This is a genomic window from Microbacterium sp. SLBN-111, from assembly GCF_049739645.1.
In the GTDB taxonomy this organism is placed as follows: Bacteria; Actinomycetota; Actinomycetes; order Actinomycetales; family Microbacteriaceae; genus Microbacterium.
In genome coordinates this window covers 1,266,043-1,292,477 of the sequence record NZ_JBMGQH010000001.1, presented here as the reverse complement: position 1 = coordinate 1,292,477, position 26,435 = coordinate 1,266,043, and the positions used below count along the sequence as shown (strand labels likewise).

Annotated in this window: 21 protein-coding genes; 10 read left to right on the top strand and 11 right to left on the bottom strand. The window is 68.9% G+C overall.

The annotated features are described in order from the left end of the window. Positions 1 to 13: 13 nt before the first annotated feature. Both RKD05_RS06075 and RKD05_RS06070 read right to left on the bottom strand, forming a co-directional pair. Complete coding sequence (locus tag RKD05_RS06075; RefSeq protein ID WP_424708706.1) at positions 14 to 1,441, bottom strand: CCA tRNA nucleotidyltransferase; 1,428 nt, start codon at positions 1,439 to 1,441, stop codon at positions 14 to 16. A gap of 142 nt (positions 1,442 to 1,583) precedes the next feature. Then, positions 1,584 to 3,098: a DUF7059 domain-containing protein gene (locus RKD05_RS06070; RefSeq protein WP_424708704.1), complete on the bottom strand. Its 1,515-nt coding sequence runs from the start codon at positions 3,096 to 3,098 to the stop codon at positions 1,584 to 1,586. Between the two features lie 100 nt (positions 3,099 to 3,198). Between RKD05_RS06070 and RKD05_RS06065 the strand changes: the two genes are divergently transcribed. The 4 genes from RKD05_RS06065 to trxA all read left to right on the top strand — a co-directional run bounded on the left by RKD05_RS06065 (position 3,199) and on the right by trxA (position 8,393). Further along, positions 3,199 to 5,352 (top strand): DUF6049 family protein, encoded by a 2,154-nt coding sequence (locus RKD05_RS06065; protein ID WP_424708703.1) that lies wholly within the window; start codon positions 3,199 to 3,201, stop codon positions 5,350 to 5,352. Then, positions 5,349 to 6,947 (top strand): murein biosynthesis integral membrane protein MurJ, encoded by a 1,599-nt coding sequence (gene murJ, locus RKD05_RS06060; protein ID WP_424708702.1) that lies wholly within the window; start codon positions 5,349 to 5,351, stop codon positions 6,945 to 6,947. Before RKD05_RS06065 ends, murJ begins: the two co-directional genes overlap by 4 nt. A gap of 73 nt (positions 6,948 to 7,020) precedes the next feature. After that, positions 7,021 to 8,007: a thioredoxin-disulfide reductase gene (gene trxB, locus RKD05_RS06055; protein ID WP_424708701.1), complete on the top strand. Its 987-nt coding sequence runs from the start codon at positions 7,021 to 7,023 to the stop codon at positions 8,005 to 8,007. 62 nt (positions 8,008 to 8,069) lie between these two features. Then, positions 8,070 to 8,393 (top strand): thioredoxin, encoded by a 324-nt coding sequence (trxA, locus tag RKD05_RS06050; RefSeq protein ID WP_026095978.1) that lies wholly within the window; start codon positions 8,070 to 8,072, stop codon positions 8,391 to 8,393. A 102-nt stretch (positions 8,394 to 8,495) separates the two neighbouring features. Here trxA and RKD05_RS06045 read toward each other — a convergent pair whose 3' ends face one another. The 3 genes from RKD05_RS06045 to RKD05_RS06035 all read right to left on the bottom strand — a co-directional run bounded on the left by RKD05_RS06045 (position 8,496) and on the right by RKD05_RS06035 (position 10,817). Continuing rightward, positions 8,496 to 8,843: a hypothetical protein gene (locus RKD05_RS06045; protein ID WP_022879835.1), complete on the bottom strand. Its 348-nt coding sequence runs from the start codon at positions 8,841 to 8,843 to the stop codon at positions 8,496 to 8,498. A gap of 85 nt (positions 8,844 to 8,928) precedes the next feature. Continuing rightward, the gene (locus tag RKD05_RS06040; protein ID WP_424708700.1) at positions 8,929 to 9,900 is read right to left on the bottom strand and encodes a ParB/RepB/Spo0J family partition protein; all 972 of its coding nucleotides are present in this window, start codon (positions 9,898 to 9,900) and stop codon (positions 8,929 to 8,931) included. Continuing rightward, entirely contained in the window at positions 9,900 to 10,817 is a 918-nt protein-coding gene (locus RKD05_RS06035) for a ParA family protein (protein WP_424708699.1), read from the bottom strand. Before RKD05_RS06035 ends, RKD05_RS06040 begins: the two co-directional genes overlap by 1 nt. A 4,565-nt stretch (positions 10,818 to 15,382) precedes the next feature. Here RKD05_RS06035 and RKD05_RS06030 point away from each other — a divergent pair. Continuing rightward, entirely contained in the window at positions 15,383 to 16,174 is a 792-nt protein-coding gene (locus RKD05_RS06030; protein ID WP_424708697.1) for a hypothetical protein, read from the top strand. An 11-nt stretch (positions 16,175 to 16,185) separates the two neighbouring features. On the opposite strand, the gene rsmG is transcribed toward RKD05_RS06030, so the two are convergent. The 6 genes from rsmG to rpmH are packed head-to-tail and all read right to left on the bottom strand — an operon-like array spanning position 16,186 to position 19,263. Then, positions 16,186 to 16,818, bottom strand: a complete 633-nt coding sequence (rsmG, locus tag RKD05_RS06025) for a 16S rRNA (guanine(527)-N(7))-methyltransferase RsmG (RefSeq protein ID WP_424708695.1) — start codon at positions 16,816 to 16,818, stop codon at positions 16,186 to 16,188. Between the two features lie 10 nt (positions 16,819 to 16,828). Then, positions 16,829 to 17,335 (bottom strand): protein jag, encoded by a 507-nt coding sequence (locus RKD05_RS06020; RefSeq protein WP_424708694.1) that lies wholly within the window; start codon positions 17,333 to 17,335, stop codon positions 16,829 to 16,831. 13 nt (positions 17,336 to 17,348) lie between these two features. Then, entirely contained in the window at positions 17,349 to 18,422 is a 1,074-nt protein-coding gene (gene yidC, locus RKD05_RS06015) for a membrane protein insertase YidC (RefSeq protein WP_424708692.1), read from the bottom strand. 3 nt (positions 18,423 to 18,425) lie between these two features. Next, complete coding sequence (gene yidD / locus RKD05_RS06010) at positions 18,426 to 18,782, bottom strand: membrane protein insertion efficiency factor YidD (RefSeq protein ID WP_424708691.1); 357 nt, start codon at positions 18,780 to 18,782, stop codon at positions 18,426 to 18,428. Further along, a complete protein-coding gene (gene rnpA / locus RKD05_RS06005; protein WP_424708690.1) occupies positions 18,779 to 19,117 on the bottom strand; it encodes a ribonuclease P protein component in 339 nt (112 codons plus the stop codon). The genes yidD and rnpA overlap by 4 nt, the downstream gene beginning before the upstream one ends. A gap of 8 nt (positions 19,118 to 19,125) precedes the next feature. After that, the gene (rpmH, locus tag RKD05_RS06000; RefSeq protein ID WP_022879826.1) at positions 19,126 to 19,263 is read right to left on the bottom strand and encodes a 50S ribosomal protein L34; all 138 of its coding nucleotides are present in this window, start codon (positions 19,261 to 19,263) and stop codon (positions 19,126 to 19,128) included. Positions 19,264 to 19,559: 296 nt separating this feature from the next. Between rpmH and dnaA the strand changes: the two genes are divergently transcribed. The 5 genes from dnaA to gyrB all read left to right on the top strand — a co-directional run bounded on the left by dnaA (position 19,560) and on the right by gyrB (position 26,434). After that, complete coding sequence (gene dnaA / locus RKD05_RS05995; RefSeq protein ID WP_424708688.1) at positions 19,560 to 20,987, top strand: chromosomal replication initiator protein DnaA; 1,428 nt, start codon at positions 19,560 to 19,562, stop codon at positions 20,985 to 20,987. 449 nt (positions 20,988 to 21,436) lie between these two features. Beyond that, positions 21,437 to 22,588, top strand: coding sequence for a DNA polymerase III subunit beta (dnaN, locus tag RKD05_RS05990; protein ID WP_022879652.1), 1,152 nt, complete (start codon positions 21,437 to 21,439; stop codon positions 22,586 to 22,588). Between the two features lie 48 nt (positions 22,589 to 22,636). Continuing rightward, positions 22,637 to 23,788, top strand: coding sequence for a DNA replication/repair protein RecF (gene recF, locus RKD05_RS05985; RefSeq protein WP_424708686.1), 1,152 nt, complete (start codon positions 22,637 to 22,639; stop codon positions 23,786 to 23,788). Next, on the top strand, positions 23,775 to 24,269 hold the full coding sequence (locus tag RKD05_RS05980; RefSeq protein ID WP_051038820.1) for a DciA family protein: 495 nt from the start codon (positions 23,775 to 23,777) through the stop codon (positions 24,267 to 24,269). The genes recF and RKD05_RS05980 overlap by 14 nt, the downstream gene beginning before the upstream one ends. 119 nt (positions 24,270 to 24,388) lie before the next feature. Further along, on the top strand, positions 24,389 to 26,434 hold the full coding sequence (gene gyrB / locus RKD05_RS05975) for a DNA topoisomerase (ATP-hydrolyzing) subunit B (RefSeq protein ID WP_424708684.1): 2,046 nt from the start codon (positions 24,389 to 24,391) through the stop codon (positions 26,432 to 26,434). The last annotated feature ends 1 nt before the right edge of the window (position 26,435 follow it).

Below are 26,435 nucleotides of genomic sequence, written 5' to 3'. Positions count from 1 at the left end.
CGTCGGCGAGGTATCAGCCCCGCGCGGCCCACCACTCGCGCAGGCGCTTCTCGGCCTCGTCTTCGCCGAGCACACCCTCGTCGAGGCGCAGATCGAGCAGGAAGCGGTACGCCTCGCCGACCTCGCGGCCAGGCTTCAACCCCAGGACCTCCTGGATGCGGTTGCCGTCGAGCTCGGGGCGGATGGAGTCGATCTCCTCCTGCTCGCGCAGCGCGACGATCCGGGCCTCGATGTCGTCGTAGGCGGATGCCAGTCGCTGGGCCTTCCGCTTGTTGCGCGTGGTCACGTCCGCCCGCGTGAGGATGTGCAGGCGTTCGAGTTCATCGCCCGCGTCGCGGACGTAGCGGCGGACCGCGGCATCCGTCCACGCCCCCTCGGCGTAGCCGAAGAAACGCAGGTGCAGCTCGACGAGGCGCGACACCACGGTCGTCGTCGCCGCGTCGAAGCGCAGGGCCTGGAGGCGCTTGCGCGCCATGCGGGCACCCTTGACGTCGTGATGGTGGAACGTCACGCCGCCCCCGGGCTCGAGGCGTCGCGTCGCGGGCTTGCCGATGTCGTGCAGCAGCGCGGCCAGGCGCAGCGGCACGTCGGGAGCGTCACCGGGATGCCGCCGGTGCTCGAGCTCGATCGCCTGGCGCAGGACCGTGAGCGAGTGCTCGTAGACGTCCTTGTGGTGGTGATGCTCGTCGACCTCCAGCCGCAGCGCGGGGATCTCGGGCAGGAACTCCTCCATGAGGCCCGTCTCGACCAGGACCCGGATGCCACGCACCGGGTCATCGGTCTGGAGCAGCCGCACGAGCTCGGCCTGCACGCGCTCGGGACTCACGATCTCGAGCGTGCCGCGGAGTTCGGCGATGGCATCCAGGGTCTCGGGGTCGACCGTGAACTCGAGCTGCGACGCGAACCGGGCCGCACGGAGCATGCGCAGCGGGTCGTCGCCGAAGCTGACCGCGGGGTCGATGGGGGTGCGAAGGCGCTGCGCCAGGAGGTCCTCGACGCCACCGGTCGGGTCGACGAGCGTGCGCGCGGGGACCCGCAGCGCCATCGCGTTCACCGTGAAGTCGCGGCGCGTGAGGTCGGCCTCGAGCGTGTCGCCGAACTCGACGGTGGGCTTGCGGGTCACGCCGTCGTAGCTGTCGGCGCGGTACGTGGTGATCTCGACCTGCTCGCCCTGCACCTTCGCGCCGATCGTGCCGAAGGCGCGGCCGACGTCCCACTGCACCGACGACACGGGCTTCACCAGCGCGAGGATCTCGTCGGGGCGCGCGTCGGTCGTGAAGTCGAAATCGTGGGTCGTGCGACCCAGCAGAGCGTCGCGCACCGGACCGCCGACGATCGCGAGATCGCGGCCCGCGTCGGCGAAGACGCGCGCGAGCGTCGCGACCACGGGATGCTCGGCGAGCTCGCCGAGGCGCGCGACACCGTCGGCCATGTTCAGCATGCTTCGAGCCTAACCGGGGCCACCGACGCGCCGGGGGTCGGGGTGCCGCGTCTCGGTGCCGCCCCGCTTCAGTGTCCAAGACATGCGGACGGCCCGCGCCCGGATCCGCGTGTCGTGGACACTCAACCCGCCGCCCCGCCCCTCACGCGTCCGCGAACGCGAGGAACCCCGTCACGATGAGCTCGCGCACGCGCGGGAGGACGTCGGCGCGGAGCTCTTCGGCATCCACGTCCAGAAGCTGGGCGATCGCGTCGATCAGCGCGCCGACGGGGAGGTCGCCGTCCGAGGCGCCCACGAGCGCGGCGACCGCGGAGTCGACCTCGATCGTGCGCGCGAAGCCGCCGCCCTGCCGCAGCTCGATCACCGACGGCGACTCCTCGCCGGGCCGGTGGTGCCGGGCCTCGGTCACGTCGGGCGCGACCCGCAGGACCGCGGATGCCAGCCCCTCGTCGTCCAGGAGGGCGGCGCGATCGTGGTTCTCGAGGCATGCCGCGAGGTGCGGGCCGAAGCCCGACTCGCCCCCGCCCGCCACGCGTTCGTACCGCGCGAGCGTCGGCGCCCCCGCGAGCGGACGCCGGAGCAGCACGTACCCGAATCCGACGCCGGTCACCCCGCGCTGCGCGAAGTCGTCGAGCCACGCGTCGATGAGCCGGGAATACGCGGGGGTGCCAGGTACGGTCCCGCCGTCGCGCACCCACAGCTCGGCGTACGCGAGCGGGTCGAGGACCTCACGCTCGACGACCCAGGCGTCCAGCGACGGATCCACCCACGCGCGCACGCGGTCGAGTCCCGATTCGCCCTCGCGGTACTCCCAGTTGCCGAGAGACTGCGCGACGCCGCCCGGCTCGAGGTGCGCCCCGACACCGGCGATCACGGAGGCCACCAGCGCGTCGCCCTCGAGCCCGCCGTCGCGGTATTCGTACGCCGGAACCCCCGCGACGCGCGGCGTGATCACGAACGGGGGATTGGATGCCACACGGTCGAACGTCTCTCCGGCCACCGGCTCGAACAGCGACCCGAGCCGCGTCTCGATCCCGTCGACGCCGTTCAGCAGCGCGTTGAGCCGCGTGAAGCGCAGCGCGCGTTCCGAGATGTCGGTCGCCACGACGCGCGAGACGAGCCGCCGGAGCCGGAGGGCCTGGATGCCGCACCCCGTGCCGAGATCGAGCGCCGTCCCGCCGCGCCAGGTGAGCTGCAGCTTCGCGAGGGTCTGCGAGGCGCCGCCGACGCCGAGCACGTGATCCTCGGGGAGGGGACCGCCGAGCGCGGCCTCGTCGAGGTCGCTCGCGATCCACCACTCGACCTCGCCGTCGGCGTCGGCGAACGGCTGCGGCCGGAGGAGCACCGCCGGCGCGACCCGGTCGCCCGCGACCGTCACGAGGCCCAGCCGCTCGGCCCCGTCGAGCCCGAGTCGCGGCAGGGCCGCCGCCGCGTCCTCGCGCGCCACCGCGGCACCGAGGACCCACAGCCGCCCGAGCACCGCGAGCGGGTCGCGACGGTCGCCGAGCGCACGCTCCGCCGGACGCCGCAGCCCGCGCGGTACGGCATCGTCGGCCTGGACGCCCCAGGCATCGCGCAGGGCCGCACCCGAGAACCCCGCGGAACGGAGGTCGTCGGCGAGCGCGCGGCACAGGATCGGGTCGGGTTCGGGGAGCACCTGTCCATTCAATCGTTCGCGCGAGGCTATCGGGGGGCTCCGAGGTGTGCGGGCCTAGACTCCTAGCGGTGCGAGGCCGCCTGGCCCGACCGATGCTCGTATGACCGTGACCTCACTGCCCTCGGGCTCACCCGTGCCGCGGCGCCCCCTCACGCGCCGGTTGCTGGCGACCCTCGCCGCGGTCGCTCTCGCGATCGGACTCGCCGCGCCGGCCGCCGCGGTCGCGGAAACGCCGAGCCCGAGCCCCTCCGCCGGCGCGGCGCCGCCGACGCTCGCCGCGGCCCCGGCTGCCAATGGCATCCTGCGTCCGGGCGAGACGTTCGCGGTGCTCGCGACCCTCACGAACCCCGGAACGTCGTCGATTCCCTCCGCCTCGGCGACCCTGTCGATCGGTTCGACGCCCCTCGCCGACGACGCCAGCCTCACGAGATGGCTGAGTGGCGACGCGTCCGGCGTGACGCTCCAGCAGATCGCGACCGGGACCCTGGATGCCACGGCCCCCTCGGCACAGACGTCGGTGTCGTTCACGGTGCCGGGCACCGATCCCGGCCTCGCCGGCCGCGCCCCCGGGGTGTACCCGGTGCTGGCGCAGACCGCCGGGGGAGTCTCACTCAAGGCCCCGACGGTCGTCGTGATTCCCGCCGATGGTGCCCTCACCCCCCTCGCGGTCGTCGTCCCCATCACCGCGGCCCCGCGCACGAAGGGCCTGCTGACGGCGAGCGAACTGGCCGAACTGACGGCGGTCGACGGACCGCTGTCCGCCCAGTTGGATGCCGTCGACGGTTCCGCCGCGACGCTCGCGGTCGACCCGGCCATCCCCGCCGCGATCCGCGCCTTGGGCTCCTCGGCGCCCCCGACGGCGGTCGCGTGGCTGCAGCGTCTGCTCGCGCTGCCGAACGACCGGTTCGCGCTGCAGTTCGGCGACGCCGACCTGGCGGCGCAGATCCGGTCCGGCCTGACCACCCCGCTGGCCCCGACGTCGCTGCAGACCTACCTGTCGGCCGCGGACTTCACCAAGCCCGGGCCGGCCGCCCTGAGCACCCCGAGCCCCAGCCCGACCGCCGCCCCCGGCCAGCCGACCTACCCCGACCTGGCGACCCTGCTCGACATCGGACCCGCCGACCAGAACGTCTTCTGGCCCGCCACCGGCTCGGTGGACGGTGCGGTCGTGGCGAGCCTGGGCGCGCTCGGAACGGCGGAAGCCCCCGCCCGCGTGCTCGTGGCATCCAGCAATCTCTCCGCTCGCCCCTCGACCGCGAGCTTCGCCGTCGACGGGGTCTCGACGCCCGTCTACGACGCCGAGGTCTCGAGCGCCCTCACCGCCGCGGCAGGAGAGAACGACACGGCCCGTCGGGGCGCATCCCTCGCCGCCGCCTCGGGGCACCTCGCTCTCGCCCGGACCGGGTCCTCCGACCGTCCCGTCCTCGCCGTGCTCGACCGCGGCACGGATCGCTCGCGCGTCAGCCTTCGCGCGGTCCTGGGCGCCGTGGCATCCGCTCCCGGATACATCTCCTCGACGCTGGCCGCGGTCGCCAACACCCCCGCCGCCGCGGTCACGCTCGGCGATCCGACCGCGGATGCGTCGCGCGCCGCCGACGTGTCGGCCCTCACGTCGGACGAAGGCGAGATCGACCGCTTCGCGACGATCCTCGCCCAGCCCGAACTGCTGACAGGACGCGAGCGCGCCGAAGTGCTGCAGGTGCTCAACGTCGCCTGGACCGGGGATGCCGCCCGCACGGCCGTCGCCGACCATCGCGCCGCGACGCAGAAGACGCTCGACTCCGTCGGCATCCTGTCATCCGACTTCCGTCTCGTGAGCTCGAGCGCGCCGCTACGCCCGTGGGTGCGGAACGACCTGCCCTGGCCGATCAGCGTGGTCCTGCGCGCACAGACGAACGACGTGCGGCTCCGCGTGCAGGCGAACACCTCAGTGGAGGCCCAGGCGTCGGCCAACACGCGTCTCGAGGTGCCGGTCCAGGCGCGTGTCGCGAACGGCGAGGTCGTCGTCGCGATGCAGCTCTTCAGCCCCACGGGCGAGCCGATCGGTGCCCGCCAGAGCGTGCAGGTCGAGGTGCGCGCCGAGTGGGAGAGCATCGGGCTCATCGCGATCATCGTGCTCGTCGTGGTGTTCCTGGGCGTCGGAGTGCTGCGGACGATCGCGCGACGCCGGCGCACCCGCGCGGCGGCCTCTCCACTGGAAGTGTCCGAACCCCCGACACCCGACCCGCACGACGATCAGGAGAACCCCGCGTGAGCAGTATCGGCCGGGCCAGCGTGCTCATCGGCGCGGGGACCATCGTCTCCCGCGTGAGCGGTCTCGTCCGCACGATCGTGCTGGTCGCGGCGATCGGATCCATCAGCGAGGCGGGGGACGCGTTCGCCGTCGCCAACCAGCTGCCGAACAACATCTACGCGATCATCTCCACCGGTCTCCTCACCGCGGTCGTGGTCCCGCAGATCGTCAAGGCCGCCGCGCACGCCGACGGCGGCCAGGCGTTCATCTCGAAGCTCTTCACGCTCGGCGCCGTCGGGCTCCTCGGTGCGACGGCGCTCGCGATCATCTGCGCACCCCTGCTGGTCCAGGTCTACGCGAGCAAGTTCACCCCTGATCAGCTCGCCCTTTCGACGGCATTCGCGTACTGGTGCCTGCCGCAGATCTTCTTCTACGGCCTCTACGCGCTCCTCGGCGAGATCCTCAACGCCCGCCGTGTCTTCGGTCCGTACACGTGGGCGCCGATCGTCAACAACGTCGTGTCGATCCTCGGATTCGGCGCGTTCATCCTGATCTTCGGGGGTCCTCAGACCGAAGTGGATGCCTGGACCCCGGGCATGATCGCGATCCTCGCCGGCACCGCGACCCTGGGCATCGTCGTCCAGACCGTCGTCCTGCTCTTCTTCTGGCGCCGCGCGGGCCTGGCCCTGCGCCCCGACTTCCAGTGGAAGGGCGTGGGCCTGCGCCACATCGGCCGTCTCGCCGGCTGGACGTTCCTCATGGTCGTCGCCGGGCAGCTCGCCGGCATCGTGCAGTCGAATGTGCTCTCGGGCGCGTCGGGGGAGGACCCGGCGATCTTCGCGTCACAGAACGCCTGGCTGCTGTTCATGCTGCCGTACTCGATCATCGTGCTGTCGATCGGAACGCCCTACTTCACGCAGCTCAGCGAGCACGCGGCCGCAGGACGACACGACGAGGTCAAGGGCGACATCTCGCGCAGCATCCGTACCCTCGGGTTCTTCATCGTCGCGTCCACCGCCGCCCTGGCCGTGGCCTCGGTGCCCGCGACCCGGATCTTCACGAACGGCCCGGCGGAAGCCGTCGCCGCCGCCCCCGTGCTGCTCTGCTTCCTCCTGTGCCTGGTGCCCCTCGCCGTGCTGTTCGTCGTGCAGCGGACGTTCTACGCCTACAACGACACCCGGACGCCGTTCTTCTTCACGCTCCTGCAGTGCGTCCTGGTCGCCGGGGGAGCGATCGTCGCGGGTGCGGTCCTCCCGCGGGAGGACCTCGCCGCCGGCGTCGCCCTGACGCAGTCGATCGCGAGCATCGTGCAGGTCCTCGTCGCCACCGTGCTGCTGCACCGGCGCCTGTCCGGGATCGGCACGACCGCGTGGCTCCTCGCGCTCGGGAAGTTCGCCCTCGCCGCGCTGCCGGCCGCCGCCGCGGGGTTCGGCGTCCTACTGCTCCTGGGCGGCTTCGACGGGTGGACCACGACCAGCGCCGTGGCCGGCGCCGCGGGAGCCGCGATCGTGGGACTCGTCGTGCTCGCGGTGTACATCGGCATCCTGGCGGTCTTCCGAGCCCCCGAACTCGCGCCGGCGCTCGCTCTCGGCCGGCGCTTCCTGCCCCGGCGCTAGCCCCCGACCCGCGGAATATTGCGGGGCTACCATGGGTTTCATACGACGGAATCAACGAAGGGAACGCGCTACCGTGCGTCACGTCATCATCATCGGGTCGGGCCCGGCCGGTTACACGGCCGCGATCTACGCCGCCCGAGCCAACCTCGAACCCCTCGTCGTCGCGAGCTCCGTCGAAGCCGGTGGCGATCTCATGACCACCACCGATGTCGAGAACTTCCCGGGCTTCCCCGATGGCATCCTCGGACCCGACCTCATGGCCAAGATGCAGGCCCAGGCAGAGCGCTTCGGCGCCGAGGTCCTCTACGACGATGTCGTCTCGCTCGACCTCGACGGTCCCGTCAAGAAGGTCACGCTCGGCAGCGGCAAGGTCCACGAGGCCGCCTCGATCATCTACGCGACCGGCTCGGCCTACCGCAAGCTCGGCCTCGAGGGCGAAGAGCGGCTCTCCGGACGCGGCGTCTCGTGGTGCGCCACGTGTGACGGTTTCTTCTTCCGCGAGCGGACCATCGCCGTCGTCGGCGGCGGCGACTCGGCCATGGAGGAAGCCAACTTCCTGACGAAGTTCGCCTCGAAGGTCTACATCGTCCACCGCAAGGACACCCTCCGCGCGTCGAAGATCATGCAGGAGCGCGCCTTCGCGAACCCCAAGATCGAGTTCGTGTGGAACAGCGAGGTCGCCGAGATCCTCGGTGAGGACGCCGTCAACGGCATCCGCCTCCGCTCCACGGTCGACGGCAGCGAGCGCGACCTCCCCATCGACGGTCTGTTCGTCGCGATCGGCAACGACCCGCGCACGCACCTCGTGCACGACAAGCTGCAGCTCACCGCCGAGGGCACGATCTGGGTCGACGGTCGCTCGTCGCGCACGTCGGTCGAGGGTGTCTTCGCCGCCGGTGACGTCATCGACCCGACGTACCGCCAGGCGGTCACGGCAGCCGGCAGCGGCACCGTGGCCGCGCTCGACGTGGAGCACTTCCTCGCCGCGCGCGGGGAGGCGGGCGAGCCCGCCGTCGCCGAGAGCCCCATCGACGGGCTCCCCGACCCCGCTGTCGTCTGAGGAATAAACCCGCGCTCACCGGGGTTTCCACCGGTAACGCTTCCATCTAAGGAGAAATGCACATGACCGCCAAGGTGACGACCAGCGCGACCTTCGAGCAGGACGTCCTGCAGGCCGAGGGCCCCGTTCTCGTGGACTTCTGGGCCGAGTGGTGCGGACCGTGTCGTATGGTCAGCCCCGTTCTCGACGAGATCCAGTCCGAGAACGCCGACAAGATCACCATCGTGAAGCTCAACGTCGATGAGAACCCCGACCTCGCGATGAAGTACCAGATCACCTCCATCCCCGCGATGAAGGTGTTCGAGGGTGGCGAGGTCAAGACGACCATCATCGGCGCCAAGCCCAAGTTCGCTCTCGAGAAGGACCTCCAGGCCTACCTCGGCTGAGCCCGCTCGCAGCGAAAGCCCCCGACATCCTCGTGATGTCGGGGGCTTCTTCGTCGATGGATGCCACTGACCAACGCGCACGAAGCGCGTGTCAGGAGGGGCTCAGGAGACGTCGAGACGCGCCGAGGCGTCCCAACGCCGGTGCGGCTCGTCCTCGCCCAGGATGCGCCACACAGCGCGCGTGAGCGGGGGATAGTCGAGCGCGATCTGCCGCAGCACGCGGTAGTTGCGTGAGCGGTTCGGACGCAGGCCGCCGTTCTCCGCGATGTTCTCGGCCCGAAGGGTCAGAACGACGAGCTCATCGACGCTGGGGAGGTCTTCCATGAACTCCCACGGATCTTCGCCGCCGCGCAGTCGCTCGTGGATGAGGACCGCGAGTTCGTCCGAGGCCTCGGCGCGCAGCAGCTCGAGGCTGGCGCGGCGGCGAGGGCTCTGGTCTTTCGCGGTCACCCTTCCAGCCTACGTCGGCGTCCCGACAGGGGAGCCGCGAAGCCGGTCATCTCAGCGTATGCCGAGGAAGGAATGCCCCGGGGGCTCAGCCGGTATAACCCTCTTCACCCAGGACGGAGAGGATGCGATTCAGATCCTGAATCGTGGCGAAATCAATGCTGATCTGGCCTTTTCTAGCCGTCAGAGAGACGCGGACCTTGGTGTCGAACTTGTCGCCGAGACGATCGGCGATGCTGTCGAGGCCCGACCGGCGGCTCCCGGCCTTCGGCTTCTGTCGGACGGGTGCCACTCCGGGCATCTTCGCCGCCGCCTCGGCCGCGCGCACGGACAGGTCTTCGTTGACGATCTTGTCGGCGAGCTTCTGCATCTCGCGAGGGTCCTCGAGCGACAGGATCGCGCGCGCGTGGCCCGCGCTCAGGACGCCGGCCGCCACGCGCTGCTGCACCGGCACGGGGAGCTTCAGCAGACGGATCGTGTTGCTGATCTGCGGCCGCGACCGGCCGATCCGGGTCGCGAGCTCTTCCTGCGTGATGCCGAAGTCGTCGAGGAGCTGCTGGTAGGCCGACGCCTCTTCCAGGGGGTTGAGCTGCGAGCGGTGCAGGTTCTCGAGGAGGGCGTCGCGAAGGAGGTACTCGTCCTCCGTCTCGCGGACCACAGCCGGGATCGAGGTCAGCCCCGCCTCGCGCGATGCGCGCGTGCGACGCTCACCCATGATGAGCTCGTACGTCCCGTCACCCTTGTCGCGGACGACGACCGGCTGCAGGACACCGAACTCACGGACCGAGTGGATCAGCTCGGCGAGGTCCTCGGGGTCGAAGTGCGTGCGCGGTTGGCGCGGGTTCGGGACGATGGACTGCGGGTCGATGTGCACGAGACGTGCGCCGGGGACGCTGACGAGCTCGGCTTCGGCCGCGTCGTCCTTCGCCTCCGCCGCGGGCGCCGGCTCCGGTGCTGCGCTCGCGCCGGGGAAGAAGACGTCGACGGGGCGCGCCTCCGACGATTCCGCCGTGGGGATGAGGGCACCGATGCCGCGGCCCAGTCCGGTTCTCTTGGCCATCAGTCTTCCTTCGTGGTGGTGTCGCGTGCGACGATCTCGACCGCTGCCTCGCGATAGGCGATCGCGCCCGCTGATTGGCCATCGTAAGCGATGACCGTCTGACCGAAACTCGGCGCCTCCGAGACACGCACCGAGCGGGGGATCACGGTGTTGAGGACCTCGTCGGAGAAGTGCTCGCGGACCTCGTCGGCAACCTGCTGCGCGAGACGGGTCCGACCGTCGTACATCGTGAGCAGGATCGTCGAGACGTGCAGGCCGGGATTCAGGTGCTTCTGGATCATCTGGACGCTGCCGAGGAGCTGGCTCAGACCTTCGAGCGCGTAGTACTCGCACTGGATCGGGATGAGGACTTCATCCGCCGCGGTGAAGGCGTTGATCGTGAGGAGGCCCAGCGACGGCGGGCAGTCGATGATGACGAAGTCGAGGTGGTTGTCGGCGTTCGCGAGGTAGTCGCGGAGTGCCCCGCGGAGTCGGTGCTCTCGCGCAACCTGTGACACGAGTTCGATCTCGGCACCGGCGAGGTGGATGGTGCTCGGCGCACAGAGCAGATTCGGGGATTCCGGGCTCGTCTGGATGATGTCAGCAAGGGGGAACTCGTCGATCAGGACGTCGTAGATGCTCGCCGTGTCCGCGTTGTGCGGGACGCCTAGAGCGGTGGACGCGTTGCCCTGCGGGTCGAGATCGATGACCAGCACCTTGGCGCCGAGCGTGGCGAGAGCGGCAGAGATGTTCACTGCCGTCGTCGTCTTGCCGACGCCACCCTTCTGGTTCGACACCGTGAACACGCGGGTGCGTCCCGACAACTTCACCTCGACAGCCTCCAGCGCTCGGCGTCGAGCCGAAAGATCCGCGAGCTCACGTGCAATGGGGGAGTCCTCGAAGGAGGTCGAGCCGGACGACTCGCCGGATTGTTTCACGTGAAACGCGCTCCTTCATCTCCGGGGACAACGTTCTCAGTCTACGTGGGGCGGCGGTGCCCGCGTAGGGACGGTGCGCATTCGGTGGGGTGGTTTTGCGCTCTGTTGCGTCGGGGCGTGCCGGCTGCAGTCCTGGTGTTCCCGCGGTTGGGGCTCGCGCCTGCTCGTGCATGAGCGGCGTGGGAGTGCGTGTGCATCCGCGCTTTGCCCGCACTCGGGGAGGTCGACAGGGGAAGACGCCGAGAAGTTCTTCACCCTTCAATGCAGCCCCACCGCGGGTGTTGGACCCTGTGCCCGCACAGGCGGCGGCGGGATGTTTCACGTGAAACGGTCCGCGCGTAAGGTAGCGCTGCCACTGTGCGGGTGCGCGTGGCCCGCGATGCCGCCGGCGTAGGTGCAAGGATGGGCGCCGTGTTGTGAGGGAGGACGCGCCGGCGTTCCCGTGCTGCGTGAGGGGCCACACTTGCATCGACGGTACGGGGCCCGCGTGGACCACCGCCGTCGATGGCGTGCACCACCACGCAGCTCCGCGCGCCCCCATCGCGGTGAATGTTTCACGTGAAACAGCTCGCGCGGGAGAGAGAGCCCGCCCTCCCTGCGCGGGTGGCCGCAATCGGGCCGAAGGTGGGCGAGGGCGCTAGGCGTGGCTCGGGGGGGGTGAATCTCCCGCTGTTCAGTTCACGCACCCCGACCACGCCACACTCCGCAACGGGTGTTTCTAGTGGCACAGCCCGCGCGTCAGGTAGCTCTGGCACCGGTGCGGGATGCGAGCGAGTTTCGAGGACACCGATGTGCACGACCGCACGTGAACTGCGGTGTGGGACGGACGCTCGAATCCAGCGAGCGTGTCCGCGGGTGACTGCCATCCGGGGATGAACACGCGATGGGTCCGTCGCCGGACGATGGGTTCTCCGCTGTCCAGCCCCACGCGCCCCGACCACGCCACGCCCGGTGGCGGATGCTTCGCGTGAAGCGGCCAGCGCGTGATGGATAGTTGACGCCGATGCGATGTTCGCGTGAGTGAGTTCGGAGGGCGCCGGTGCGCGTGCAGCGGCGCACGTTGCCGGTTCACCGTCGGTGTCGTTGGGCGCCAACTGCCGCTGTTTACCGCCGCCCGCGATCCCCTTTGGATGGCACTCCGGCCAGATGTCCTGCATTCCGCTCCTCACACCATGCGGCTGACGGATGGTCGACCGACTCTGTAAGCCATCCGTCCGGAGTCATCTTCGTGAGCCTGGGTCGACCGCACCGGCATGCATCGGGCCGGGCGCGCCGGGCGCAGGTGAATGAACCCTTCGGCCGGAGACGCGCACGGTAGTCGACCCGGCGCCAAGCCGCCGGAGCATCACGAGGAGCCACCCCGCGCGGGCAAGCTCGATACCTCCGACGCGCGCAACTGGTCAGCTGTTTCACGTGAAACGGTTGGCGGATCGGCGGACTCACGTGTACGTCACCTGCTCCGAATCGGGCGGGGATTCAGAACATCGAAGCGTGTGCGCCGCGCTCCACAAACCGCAGTGCTCTTGCCGGTCGGGCCCGATCGCTCCAGCGCACGGCGAGCGACACCCGCACGCTAACGCATATGGCTGTCTTTCCCTCCAAGTCAGCAAGCACGCGAAGCTGGCGACAGCCTCGCGTCGACAGGCGTCGGCGTCGGAGTTGCGAATCGCACTGTTCCCCCCCACAACCTCACGCGCGACACGTGCGGCACTCCGGCCGGCGGGGCGCCACCCCGGCGCGATCTCGCGTCGTCCTTCAATGCGAGGCCCGTGCGAGGCTGCGCACGGGTCTGCGCGCCAGATCCGTTGGCGCCCCGCCCCCGGTATAGAAAGCACTCCATGGGACAGGTGTCCGGGTGGAGACGCACGCGAGTATTGCCGCAGTGAGGACCGTCCCAAGGACTGAGAGGTGCGAGCCGGCCAGGGCCGCACACCGAAGCCGACGCATGCCCGTCGACGTTTCACGTGAAACATCCCACCCCTCAGCACCGCGGAATTGCGTTACCGGTCGGCATCCCGGGGGAGGACCCGATCGACTGGCGACCAACCCGGACGCGAGCGATTTCAGCGGCTCGACGGGCTCCCATACGAGTTGTCGCCCCCAAAACGCTTCAGCTCCGGCCCCGCGGGCTCGCTCATCGCGAGCATCCCCGACCCCCACTTGATGGTGTGCACAACTCCGCGTCGCGTGAGGACGCCGCGTGCAGTGCCACCCCCCATTCCGTATGCCAGGGGGGGACTCGGGCTGCCTCCACCTCCGCAAGTGGACCTGTCGCGGAGCGTTCACCGGCTTCTGTGATCTGGCGGAGACGCCACAGTCAGTGGTCACCGTTGCAGTCGGCAGATCCGTCGGGACCCTGCACCGCCCGGACGTGGTGGGCCTGTCGACCCACGACGAGAGCGCAGCTACCAAACCGGTTCGCACGATCCCGCACTCGGCGGGTGTCCCACCCCGACCGTCATGCTCAGACGTGTCCGCCTGGATGTCGTCCGTTCGAAGGTTCGCGTCGCCATCGGAACCCCGCGACGCGGTTCCCTGGGTACGGAGACCGCGCCCGCGGTCAATGTTGCGCACCGTGTTTCACGTGAAACATCTCCGGCGTTCAGGAGTATGCGGGTTCGATGTCAACCGCGGACTCGGCTGTGGCTGTCAATCCTCGTACACGCAGGGCACACTCGCACGATGACCGGCGTCAGGTGCAGTCGGCGGCACAGGGCCGAGCACCGGAGGGTCGTCCGACCCACGCCCCCGTGCGCCTCCACGTTTGAGTACGCGCAATCCCGGCTCACATGCTGCGGACGTAGATCAACACGGCGTCACCAGTGCGCGCGACGTCCGACTTCCAGATTCGAATAGGGCTGTGCGCATGTTCACTGGCCTACACCCACGGCCACACACCCGGTGCGGCGGCTGGACGCCCACCCGGGGCCGGGCCGGACCCTGCGGACCGTACCCAAGCGACACCCAAGCTGCACAGCATCTCGTATGCGCCAGCGCGCCACCACGAGGCAAAACACCCACCTACGGCGCACTTTGCTGGTCTGCCTTTCGATCCCCGTGGACGACTCCACGGACCAACTGCAGGCTCCCGCTCAACCGAGCACCGCGAGCCCCTCACCGCGGCACGGAAGGCGTCGGCGTCGCGACCTACAGTGAACGGGTCACGTAGACAGAGACGGGGGAGTGGGGCACGGGCTCCAGCTCCCTCCTTCCGCTCCAACGGAATGCGGGCCAGCTCGCGTGCGCCCGGCCGCCGGAAGGTGGCTGCATACGGAAAGCCTACGCACCACTCCATGAGCTGGATCATCGGCAGCTGCCAGGGGTATTCGTAGACCTTCGGCCTGGCAACGCAGGCACCGAACCGCGCTCTCGCCGTCGTCCTCGCCTAGCGACGCACCGGCGGACATCTGCCCGGGCCATCATGTTTCACGTGAAACATGGCCCCCCAGCAATGCGGGGCGACTCGCGAGACTGTCGACCACCGTGGACGGCCGCGAGATCACCATGCAGCGGTGCGATCAGGGCATTCTCGAGGCTGCATTCAGCTCATACAGGCCTCGGCCTCCGATCGCGAATCGAACCGTTGTGCGCCACTACCCCATCTGAGAGCACCAGAGCCCACGCGTGCGATCCGCCATGTGCCCCCGAAGCGTATGAAACCCCAGCGCGTATTCCGTCACGCCGTGCAGCGGGGCAGCATCACCACACGCACTCGATGTTTCACGTGAAACGGTGATGCCTCAACGCCCCTACGCGCTGCCCGGGCCCGTGTCACGCGCCGAGCTCCGTAAGCCTGCCGGGTTCGGAGTCACCCGCGGCGAGGAGTGAGTTCCGCGGCCTCGCACGGCGCGCGAGTCGAGACACCCCAAGAGCTCCGAAGGGCGCTGTGCCGCGACGCGGAACCGATCATCATCTTGTCGCGGTCGACGACGAGCACGCGTAACTCTCGCCAGAGATCGCCGCTCTGCACACCAGACTTGATACGTGACGGGGCGCGTGTTCGGTCGGCCCGATCGCGCGCACCCTCGCGCGCCCACAGTCCACCATTCACCGGGCGACTTGAACAGGCCGCAGCATCGGCTTCCCTGAAGCGACTGCGGTTCGCTTGCAGTGAAGCCTGCGGTCACCCACGCCCACTGGGGGCCACATTCGCGAGGAGCGATCCGACGAGCGCCCCGACAACCCACTGCGGATGATTGACCGCGACGGGCCTGGCTGCCATGGTCGAGCACCCCCGCGGGCAGCAGCAGGACGACCCCGGAACCGAGGAGGCCCCCGTCGTCGAGCCCTTCCGTATCGCAGCCCGCGCCCAAGAGCTCACGCCCCACCTCAGAATTCGCGGCATGGAGGACACGACGCACCGAGACGGCTCGGCCATGTCGCGCACCAGGTGCCCCCGTGAAGCGGGGGAGCGCGGACGACGACGGCCGCACCACTGACGGGCAGGCCCGAAACACCGAACCGCGACCCGTACCCGGCACACATCCGACGGACACCGGCATCGACGACACGGCACAAGCCAGATCTTCATCGGCATGTCGGACCCCCACGGCAGACTCTCCCTTATGGCCCTCCAGCCCGGCGACCCGCTCCCGCCCGCACCCCACGTCGCTCCCGACATCGACGATGATTTCTCGCGCGGAGTCCTCAGCGACGTCTGGGTCCCGCACTACCTGCCGCACTGGACGACTCCCGGACGCTCAGGAGCCCGATGGGGATTCACGCCGACCGGACTCGAGTTGCGCATCGACGAAGACCAGCTCGACTGGCGCCCCGAGGACGCACCCCTCCGCGTCTCCAACCTGCAGACCGCGACGTTCTCCGGCCCCGTCGGCTCAGCGGTCGGCACCCATCGCCACCGTCCCGACGGGCTCGTCGTGCGAACGCCGACACCGACTCACCTCCGCTACGCGCCGCGAGCCGGCCGCGTCGACGTCACGCTCCGCGCGAGCGCGGACCCTGACTGCATGACCGCCATCTGGCTCGTGGGCACGGAGCACGACGATGCGCGCGACTCGGGGGAGATCTGCGTCGCGGAGATCGACGCCGACGCACTCGGAGCGCGCACGAGCATCAGGTGCGGGATCAAAGCCCATCACGACGATCGTCTGACGACCGACATGATGACGACGACGATTCCGTACGACGCGGGGGAGTTCCTCACGTGGACGGTCGTGTGGGGTGGGGGAGTGACGACAGTCGGATGCGAGGGAATCATCATCGCCGAGTTCGACCAGTCGCCGAACTACGCGCAGATGCTGCTCATCGACATCTTCGAGATGTCGCGGGGCACCGGAAACTACCCCAAGTCGACGACGCTGCGGAGAGTGAAGGCTTGGTCCACAGATTCCCAATGAATGGGAGTGCGCTACCGAGAGACCGTCGCCGTCAGCACCCGCGTCGGCTCATCGACGACACCCTCGCCGACGACGTGGATCTCGATGTCGGTGACACCGAACCGGCGGATCTGCTTCTCCGCGGCATCCACTTCCGCCGTGACGTTCGCACCCTTCAGATACGCCAGCCGACCGCCCACGCGCGCGAGCGGGGCCGTCCATGGGATGAGGGTGCGCAACGCGCTCACCGCACGTGCGGTCACGACGTCGAAGACGCGTCCCTTCGCCCACTCCTCGGCGCGCAGACGCTCGACGACGACGTCGTTATCGAGACCGAGTGCGTCGACCTGCTCCGTCAGCCAGACGGTGCGGCGCTCCATCGGCTCGATGAGCGTGAACTCCACGTCGGGGCGGGCGATCGCCAGCACGATGCCCGGGAGGCCCGCGCCCGAGCCCACGTCCGCGACCCGACCGGTGAAGAAGGGGGCGGCCACCGCGCTGTTCAGGATGTGCCGCGACCAGAGCCGAGGCACCTCCAGCGGGCCGATCAGACCGCGCTGCTCACCGTGCTCGGCCAGCGCTTGCGTGAACCGACGAGCCAGGTCGATCCGGTCGCCGAACACCGCGGCCGCGGCATCCGGTTCCGCTTCCAGTTCGTTCGTCACGTCGAACGGGTCAGCCGCGACGCAGCACGGTGTGCCGGTCGGCGCCCTCACCGAACGACTCGGACGCGTAGCCGCGGTCGGCCGCGATGTCGTGCACGAGCTTCCGCTCGTAGCTCGACATAGCCGGGAGAGACGCCTGCGAGGCACCCTCCTCGAGACGCTGGATCGCGCGATCCACCAGGTGCTCGAGCTGACGCTGACGTGCGTCGCGCGAGCCTCCGATGTCGAGGATCAGCCGCGAAAACCGCCCGGTCGCGTTCTGCACGGCGAGGCGGGTGAGCTCCTGCAGCGCTTGGACGGTGTCGGGGTGAGAGAGCGTGGAGAGCGCCGAGGCGTCCTCCGCCTCCACCGAGACGTACGCGCGGCCGGCGCGCACATCGAGAGCGAGATCACCGTCGATGTCGGCGATGTCGAGCAGCCCCTCCAGGAAGTCGGCGGCGACGTCGCCTTCCTGCTCGAGCTGCTCTTCCGTGGCGGCGGTGGGTTCGGTCGCGATCTGCTCGGACGTCGTCATCATGGGCTCCGGGTGCTCAGGAGGGGGTGTCGGTGCCGGGCTTGGCGGTCGTCCGCGGTGCCGTTCCGGGCGCCTTGGTCGACTGCTGCTGCTTCTTGGCGCGCTGCTTGCTCACGGGCTGCTGACGCTTCGGCTGGGCCGCGCGCGCACGCTCGGCCTCCTCGAAGAGACGCTGCTGTTCGGCCTCGTACTTCTCGATCGGGACGACCTTGCCGTTCGCATCGATTGCCTTGCCCTTGCGAGCCAGACGCTCTTCGCGAGCCTTGGCGGCGTCGGATCCGGGGGTCGGCATCTCGCGGATGACGATGAACTGCTGCACCATCGTCCAGATGTTGCTGACGAACCAGTAGATGACGACACCGAGCGGGAAGAAGATACCCGAGAAGATGAAGGCCAGCGGGAGGATGAAGAGCATGATCCGCTGCATCTGGTACGCCTGACCGGTCTTGGCCTCGGGCGACAGGTTCTTCGAGATGATCTGCAGCTGGGTGAAGAACTGCGACGCGATCATCAGGACGACGAGGGTCAGCAGGATCGCGACGGTGAACTGCCCGTCGGGCTGGCCCCACGCGGTGACGAGGTTGACGTGCATGGATGCCACGTCGAACAAGCGGGCGTCGTAGAACTCGCGAGTGAGTTCAGGCGTGAGCAGACCCACACCACCCAGACCGCTCGTGGCATGCTTCGCGACATCGTTCAGCACGCTGAACAAGGCGAAGAAGATCGGCATCTGCACCAACAGTGGCAGGCAGCTGGAGACCGGAGTCGTCCCGTGCTTCTTGTACAGGGCCATCGTCTCGCGGCTCATCGCCTCGCGGGAGAGCTGGTCGCGCTTGCCCTTGTACTTCTCCTGCACCTTGCGGAGCTCGGGAGCGATCTCCATCATCTTGCGCTGGCTCTTGATCTGCCGCACGAAGAGCGGGATGAGCGCGGCACGCACGACGAGCACGAGCCCGACGATCGACAGCACCCAGGTGAGACCGGCCGCGGGGGCCATGCCCAGCGACGTGAAGAGGGCATGCCAACCGACCAGCACGAGCTCGACGGCCCATTTCAAGGGCCAGAGGACGATTCCAATGAGATCCGGCACGGATCAGTCCTTTCGGGAGGGCACGACGAAGCCGTGCGGAGTGAGTTCGTGGCGGAAGGCGCGGTGCGGACGGACATCGTCGATGCCTCCCTGAGCCCAGGGGTGGCAGCGGGCGAGGCGGGCCGCGGTCAGAGCGGCTCCCTTGACGAGTCCGTGCTGCTGCACGGCGCCCACCGAATAGGCGGAGCAGGACGGGTAGTACTTGCACACATCGCCGTAGACGTGCGAGATCGTCGCCCGGTACGCGTGCAGAAGGGCGAGGCCGGCGTTACGGGGGAGGAGGGGAATGGATGCCGCGACCGTCGACCATTCCAGGTGTCCGACACCGGTGGATGAGGTGGGGAGCGTCGAGGTGCTCACGCGGCGGCCTTGCGTTCCAGGCACCGAACGACGTCGGCGCGGAGATCGGCATAGTCGGCCGTGGCGGCCGACGGAAGTGCTCGGATGACGACCGAGGCGCCCCCGCGAACGAACGGGAGCGCCTCGGCGCACACCGCCTTCAAACGGCGGCGAACGGTGTTGCGAATGACGGCCGAGCCGACCTGACGGCTCACGATGAAGCCGAAGCGCGCCGGACTTTCGTCCGGAGCGCCGCCGACATAGGTCACGGTGTGCGTTCCGGCACAGCGAGCCCCCCGACGGACGGTGGCTTTGTAGTCCGATCCGCGGGTGAGTCGGTTCGGCTTCGCGAGCACTGGGTGGGTCAGGCCGAGAGCTCGGTGCGGCCCTTGGCGCGACGCGCCGACAGGATCGCGCGACCGGCGCGGGTGCGCATGCGGGCGCGGAAGCCGTGCTTCTTGGCGCGGCGGCGGTTGTTGGGCTGGAAGGTGCGCTTGCTCATGGGGTCACTCCGGAGGTGATGTCACCCGATGCTCTTCTGCCGGGGGACGTGGTCGGGACTGCCGTGTAGGCATAAGTCAACCGACTAAGGCTACGTCGCGCGCGACGTTAACTCAAACCGGGAGGCCGACCGCTCATTATCCCCAAGCGTCATCCACACCCGTGGCAAAGACACGCGAGAGCGTTCTACAGTTGATTTTGCTCCGTGCGGACCGCGAACTAGCGTGTCCCCGGAAGTTATCCACAGGTTCGGCGCGATGCACGTCGACAGTCGCGCGCCGAGTTCCCGGAGGGGATATGTCTTTGCACCAGGTACCGGATGTCCCTGTCTGGTCCGCCGTGCTCGACCACCTTCTCACCGACGACCGCGTCACGCCGCAGCTCCACGGCTTCCTGAACCTGGCCGTTCCGCAGGGCGTGATGGGCGGCACCCTCTACCTCGACGTGCCCAACGACCTCACCGCCGCGCAGATGAACAAGCGCATGCGCGCGCCCATCCTCGAGGCCCTCACCCAGGTGCAGGGCGTCGACCCCGAGGTCAGCAACTTCCGCGTCGTCGTGAACCCCGATCTCATCGAGTCGCACCGGCCCTCCGCCGCGGCCGACGACCGTCCGGCATCCGCGTCGACGACCTCGATCGCCCCGTCGCCGCTGCCGGAGCAGGCTCCCGACCCGATCGTCCCGGCATCCCGGAACGACACGCGACTGAACCCGAAGTACACCTTCGACAACTTCGTCATCGGTCAGTCCAACCGCTTCGCGCACGCGGCCGCCGTCGCGGTCGCCGAAGCGCCGGCGAAGGCCTACAACCCGCTCTTCATCTACGGCGACTCGGGGCTCGGCAAGACGCACCTGCTCCACGCCATCGGCGACTACGCCGCGAGCATGTACGCCGGCATCCGCGTGCGGTACGTCTCGAGCGAAGAGTTCACGAACGACTTCATCAACTCGATCGCGAACAACCGCGGCTCCGCCTTCCAGGCGCGGTACCGCGACGTCGACATCCTCCTGATCGACGACATCCAGTTCCTGCAGGGTCGCGCCGAGACGCAAGAGGCGTTCTTCCACACCTTCAACACGCTCCACGACCACGACAAGCAGGTCGTGATCACGAGCGACCTGCCGCCCAAGCAGCTCACCGGGTTCGAAGACCGCATGCGCAGCCGGTTCGAGTGGGGTCTCATCACGGACGTGCAGGCGCCCGACCTCGAGACGCGTATCGCGATCCTCCGCAAGAAGGCGCAGAGCGAGCGGCTCCTCATCCCCGACGACGTCCTCGAGTACATCGCCACCGTGGTCTCGTCGAACATCCGCGAACTCGAGGGGGCGCTCATCCGCGTCTCGGCGTTCGCGAGCCTCAACCGCTCGACGCTCGACATGTCGCTCGCGCAGACGGTGCTCCGCGACATCATCGACCAGGACGACGCGAACGTCGTCTCGCCGACGGACATCATCACGGCGACCGCGCAGTACTTCAAGCTGTCCGTCGACGACCTGTACGGATCGAGCCGTTCTCAGGCCGTAGCGACCGCGCGCCAGATCGCGATGTACCTGTGCCGCGAGCGCACGAGCCTGTCGCTGCCGAAGATCGGTCAGCTGTTCGGCAACCGCGATCACACCACCGTGATGTACGCCTACAAGAAGATCAGCGACCTCATGAAGGAGCGGCGCTCCATCTACAACCAGGTGTCGGAGATCACGACGCAGCTCGGGCGCATGCGCTGAGCGCCCGCCTGAACCGAGGGGTTCGTCCGCATCCGCGGGCGAACCCCTTTGTCGTTTTCGCCCCGGAACGGAGCTGAGACGGCCTCCCACGGGGATGTTTCAGTCGGTTCTACACAGTGTGGAAAACCTGTGGATAACTCGAAATCTCTGCGGAAGACCTGTGAACGACACGCGGACGCCTGTGGAGGACGGCTCGAACCGGCGTCGACCCGATCGTGTTAACTGCGCAGGCTCTCCGCAGGGCGTCCACAGGTCACAGCCGTGTAGTTCCCCGCTGTTAACACGCATCGCGCGAGTTATCCACACTCTCCACAGCTGTTAACAAGATGAAGAATCCATTGATGAGTTAACAGAGATCCGATGACCTCGTGGTGCGAAAGCGGGTCGACGTGTGCCGACGCGGTCGGGCACTAGCATGGGTAAGCCATACCGCCGTCAAGGGAGCGCCCGTGAAGTTTCACGTCAATCGCGATGTCTTCAGCGAAGCCGTTTCGTTCGTGGTCAAGCTCCTGCCACAGCGGAACCCGCAGCCGATCCTCGCGGGTGTGCTGATCGAAGCGAACGAGCAGGGTCTGACCCTCGCGGCCTTCGACTACGAGGCATCCGCGCGCACGACCATCGAGGCCACGGTCGACGAGCCGGGCACGATCCTCGTCCACGGCCGTCTGCTCTCCGACATCGCCAGCCGGCTCCCGAACGCCCCTATCCAGATCGCGGTCGACGACGACGGCGGCATCCTGCTCACGTGCGGCTCGGCGCGGTTCACGCTGGCATCCATGCCCGTCCAGGAGTACCCGGCGATCCCCGAGGTCACCGGCGAATCCGGCCTGGTCCCGGCCGACGACTTCGCGACGGCGATCGCGCAGGTGGCCTTCGCCGCGTCGCGCGACGATGTCACGCCCGTCCTCACCGGAGTGCAGCTCGAGGTCACGGGAACGCAGCTCAGCCTCGTCGCCACAGACCGCTACCGCGTCGCGCTGCGCGAGATCCCCTGGGACGGCGGGTCCGCGGCATCCGATGAGCCCACCACCGCCCTCGTGCCGGCGCGCACCCTGCAGGAGGTCGGTAAGACCTTCGCGCACGGCGGCGACATCTCCATCGCGTTCTCCGGCTCGGGCGACCGCGAGATCATCGCGTTCTCGTCGGGCAACAAGACCGTGACGTCGCTGCTCATCAAGGGCAACTTCCCGCCCGTACGCCGGCTCTTCCCCGCGCAGACCGAGCACCACAGCGTCGTCAACACCGCCGAGCTCGCCGAGGCCGTGCGCCGTGTCGCGCTCGTGCTCGACCGTTCCGCGCCGCTGCGGTTCACGTTCGGCCCCGACGGGGTGTCGATGGATGCCTCGGGCACCGAGCAGGCACGCGCGACGGAGTCCGTCGACGCGACGCTCGTCGGCGACGAGGTCACCCTCGGACTCAACCCGCAGTACCTGCTCGAGTCGCTCGGCGCCGTGCGCAGCGAGTTCGCGCGGATCACGTTCACCTCGAGCGACAACGCGAACAAGCTCAGCCCCGTGCTGATCACCCCGCAGACCTCGGTCGACAAGGGCGGCGAAGGCTCGTTCAAGTACCTGCTGCAGCCGAACCTCCTGTTGCGCTGAGTCGTCCCCGCCCCGGCGGATGTCGGGGCCGACGGGTAGTCTGACCCGGTGATCGTGGAGCAACTCGGACTAACGGATTTCCGCAATTACGCGGCCGCCGACGTCTCGCTCTCCGCGGGGGCCAACCTCTTCGTCGGCCGCAACGGCCAGGGCAAGACCAATCTCGTCGAAGCCGTGGCCTACCTCGCCACCCTCGGCTCGCATCGCGTCTCGAGCGACGCCCCGATGGTGCGCGACGGGGCGGATGCCGCGATCGTGCGCGCGCGTCTCGGGCACGGCGAACGCAGTGTGCTGCTCGAGCTGCAGCTCAACCGCCAGGGGTCGAACAAGGCCCGGGTCAACGGCGTGAACGTCCGCACGGCCGAGCTTCCCCGCTACGCGCAGGTCGTGCTGTTCGCGCCGGAGGACCTGCAGATCGTGCGCGGCGACCCCTCGGCCCGCCGGCGTTTCGCCGACCAGCTCATCGTGCAGCGCGCCCCTCGACTTGCCGGCGTCCTCGCCGACTACGACCGCGTCCTCCGCCAGCGCACCGCCCTCCTCAAGTCGGCACGTGCACGCGGCGTCCGCGGCGACGCCCTCGGCACGCTCGATGTCTGGGACGACAAGCTCGTCTCCCTCGGCACCGAGGTGATCGAGGCGCGGCTGGCGTTGGCATCCGATCTGTCCACTCCCGTGGCCGAGGCCTACACGGCGATCGCGGGCGCCGACCACGATCCGCGTCTGCGCTGGGCGTTGTCGGTCGTCGGCGGCGACCCGGAGGAAGGCGACGCGGCGGCCGACACCGGCACGACCGGTTCGCTCGCCGATCAGTTCCGCGCGGCGCTGGCGGCCCGTCGACCCCAGGAGCTCGAGCGCGGACTGACGCTCGTGGGTCCCCATCGCGACGACCTCGTCCTCGAGGTCCGCGGGCTGCCGGTGAAGGGATACGCGTCGCACGGCGAATCGTGGTCGGTCGCGCTCGCTCTGCGCCTGGCATCCGCCGAACTCCTCCGCGCCGAGTCGCGCCTGGGCGACCCGGTGCTGATCCTCGACGACGTGTTCGCCGAGCTCGACGCGGGTCGTCGCACACGTCTCGCCGAGCTGGCTGCCGGGTACGAGCAGGTCATCGTGACCTCGGCGGTGGAGGAAGACGTGCCCGACGGTCTGCGCGCGCACGTCGTCCGGGTCGAGGCCGGTCGGATCAAGGATGCCGATGACTGACGAGCCCGAACTTCCCGAGACCCTGGCGACGTATCTGCGTCTGCGCGGTCTCGAGCCGTCGCCGTACCGCAAGAAGAAGCGCCGTCGGCGGGCCGACGACGGCGAGAACGCCCCGTTCACGCCCGGGCGCGACCCGCGCGGACTCGGCGACGTGCTCTCGACGCTGACGAAATCCGCCGGGTGGGAGCCGCAGCTCGCGCGCGAGGACCTGGTCCGCACGTGGCACGACGTGGCCGGCGCCGACACCGCCGCGCACACGCGTCCGGTGGCCCTGGATGCCGGGATGCTGACGGTCCAGGCCGACTCGACGGCGTGGGCGAAGCAGCTGCAGCTGATGCGCGCGCACATCCTCTCGGAGATCATCCGACGGTTCCCCGAGGCGGGGGTCGAAGCGATCCGCTTCATCGGGCCGGACGTCCCCTCCTGGAAATGGGGGACGAGAGCCGTTCCAGGCCGCGGCCCGCGCGATACCTACGGCTGAGCCATGGTCGGGGTTGGTTCGTCATGATTTCTCCCCTCCTAGGGGCGTACACACCGATTTAGGAGGCCCCGCGCGATAGGATGGAGGTTCCGACGAATCGATCTGGAGCTCGCGAAGTCATGACGTCCGAAAACCCCGACAGCGTTTCCGAGGAACCCGTAGCCGAGTCGGCCCCCCACCCCGCGAAGGTTCCCAACGAGTACGGGGCAGACGCCATCCAGGTGCTCGAGGGTCTCGAGGCCGTCCGCAAGCGTCCCGGCATGTACATCGGCTCCACCGGTGAGCGGGGCCTCCACCACCTGGTGCAGGAGATCGTCGACAACTCGGTCGACGAGGCCCTCGCCGGCTACTGCGACACCATCGACGTCACGATCCTCTCGGACGGCGCCGTCCGCGTGATCGACAACGGCCGTGGCATCCCGGTCGACATGCACCGCACCGAGGGCAAGTCGACCGTCGAGGTCGTCCTGACCGTCCTCCACGCCGGTGGAAAGTTCGGCGGCGGCGGCTACGCGGTGTCCGGTGGTCTGCACGGCGTCGGTTCGTCGGTCGTGAACGCGCTGTCCACGCGCCTCGAGGTCGAGGTGAAGCGTCAGGGCCACGTGTGGCGCCAGTCGTTCCGCGACGGCGGCGTGCCCCAGGCCCCCCTCGCGCAGGGCGAAGAGAGCGAAGAGACCGGGACGTCGATCACGTTCTGGCCGGATGCCACGATCTTCGACACCGTCGACTTCGACTACGACACGCTGCGCACCCGCTTCCAGCAGATGGCGTTCCTCAACAAGGGGCTGCGCATCAGCCTGCGCGACGAGCGTCCGCAGTCGATCGTGACCGAGGGCGAGCCCGGTGAGGAGACGACCGCCGCGCGGCACGACTCGTTCCTCTACGAGCGCGGACTGGTCGACTACGTCGAGCACCTGAACCGCGTCCGCAAGGCCGACGTGGTCAACGACGAGATCATCGAGGTGGAGTCCGAGGACACCGACCGCAACATCGCACTCGAACTCGCGATGCAGTGGACCACGGCCTACACCGAGAACGTCTTCACCTTCGCGAACACGATCAACACGCACGAGGGCGGCACGCACGAAGAGGGCTTCCGTGCCGCGCTCACGACGCTCGTGAACCGCTACGCGCGCGCGAACAACCTCCTCAAGGAGAAGGACGACAACCTCACGGGTGAGGACATCCGCGAGGGGCTCACCGCCGTCATCTCGGTCAAGCTGTCCGAGCCGCAGTTCGAGGGCCAGACGAAGACCAAGCTCGGCAACACCGAGGCGCGCGCGTTCGTGCAGAAGGTGGTCGGCGACAAGCTCGGCGACTGGTTCGACCGCAACCCGACGCAGGCGAAGAACATCATCCGGAAGGCCATCGACGCCGCCACCGCGCGTCTGGCCGCCCGCAAGGCGCGCGAGACCGCGCGTCGCAAGAGCGTCTTCGAGTCCGCCGCGATGCCCGACAAGCTCAAGGACTGCACCTCGAAGGATCCGTCGATCAGCGAGATCTTCCTCGTCGAGGGTGACTCCGCCGGCGGCTCGGCGGTCCAGGGTCGCGACCCGCACACGCAGGCGATCCTCGCCCTCCGCGGCAAGATCCTGAACGTCGAGCGCGCGCGCCTCGACCGCGCGCTCGGCAACAAGGAAGTCCAGGCGATGATCCAGGCCTTCGGCACGGGCATCGGCGAAGACTTCGACATGGCCAAGGCCCGGTACCACAAGATCGTCCTGATGGCGGATGCCGACGTCGACGGTCAGCACATCACGACGCTGCTGCTCACGCTCCTCTTCCGCTACATGCGCGGGCTCATCGAGGCGGGATACGTCTACCTCGCCCAGCCGCCGCTGTACCGCCTGAAGTGGTCGAACCACCCGCACGAGTACGCGTACAGCGACCGGGAGCGCGACGCGCTCCTCGTCGAGGGCCAGGCCGCCGGCCGCCGCATCCCCAAGGACAACGGCATCCAGCGCTACAAGGGTCTGGGCGAGATGAACGACCACGAGCTGTGGGAAACGACCATGGACCCCGAGACCCGCACGCTCCGCCAGGTCACGATCGACGACGCCGCCTCGGCGGACGAGATCTTCTCGGTGCTCATGGGCGAGGACGTCGAATCGCGGCGCAGCTTCATCCAGCGCAACGCCAAAGACGTCCGCTTCCTCGACATCTGAT

Bases quoted from the DNA above. Each gene is read 5' to 3' on its own strand.
- RKD05_RS06075 (WP_424708706.1), bottom strand. From the start codon at position 1,441: ATGCTGAACATGGCCGACGGTGTCGCGCGCCTCGGCGAGCTCGCCGAG.
- RKD05_RS06065 (WP_424708703.1), top strand. From the start codon at position 3,199: ATGACCGTGACCTCACTGCCCTCGGGCTCACCCGTGCCGCGGCGCCCC.
- trxA (WP_026095978.1), top strand. From the start codon at position 8,070: ATGACCGCCAAGGTGACGACCAGCGCGACCTTCGAGCAGGACGTCCTG.
- RKD05_RS06040 (WP_424708700.1), bottom strand. From the start codon at position 9,900: ATGGCCAAGAGAACCGGACTGGGCCGCGGCATCGGTGCCCTCATCCCC.
- RKD05_RS06030 (WP_424708697.1), top strand. From the start codon at position 15,383: ATGGCCCTCCAGCCCGGCGACCCGCTCCCGCCCGCACCCCACGTCGCT.
- RKD05_RS06020 (WP_424708694.1), bottom strand. From the start codon at position 17,335: ATGATGACGACGTCCGAGCAGATCGCGACCGAACCCACCGCCGCCACG.
- rpmH (WP_022879826.1), bottom strand. From the start codon at position 19,263: ATGAGCAAGCGCACCTTCCAGCCCAACAACCGCCGCCGCGCCAAGAAG.
- dnaA (WP_424708688.1), top strand. From the start codon at position 19,560: ATGTCTTTGCACCAGGTACCGGATGTCCCTGTCTGGTCCGCCGTGCTC.
- RKD05_RS05980 (WP_051038820.1), top strand. From the start codon at position 23,775: ATGCCGATGACTGACGAGCCCGAACTTCCCGAGACCCTGGCGACGTAT.
- gyrB (WP_424708684.1), top strand. From the start codon at position 24,389: ATGACGTCCGAAAACCCCGACAGCGTTTCCGAGGAACCCGTAGCCGAG.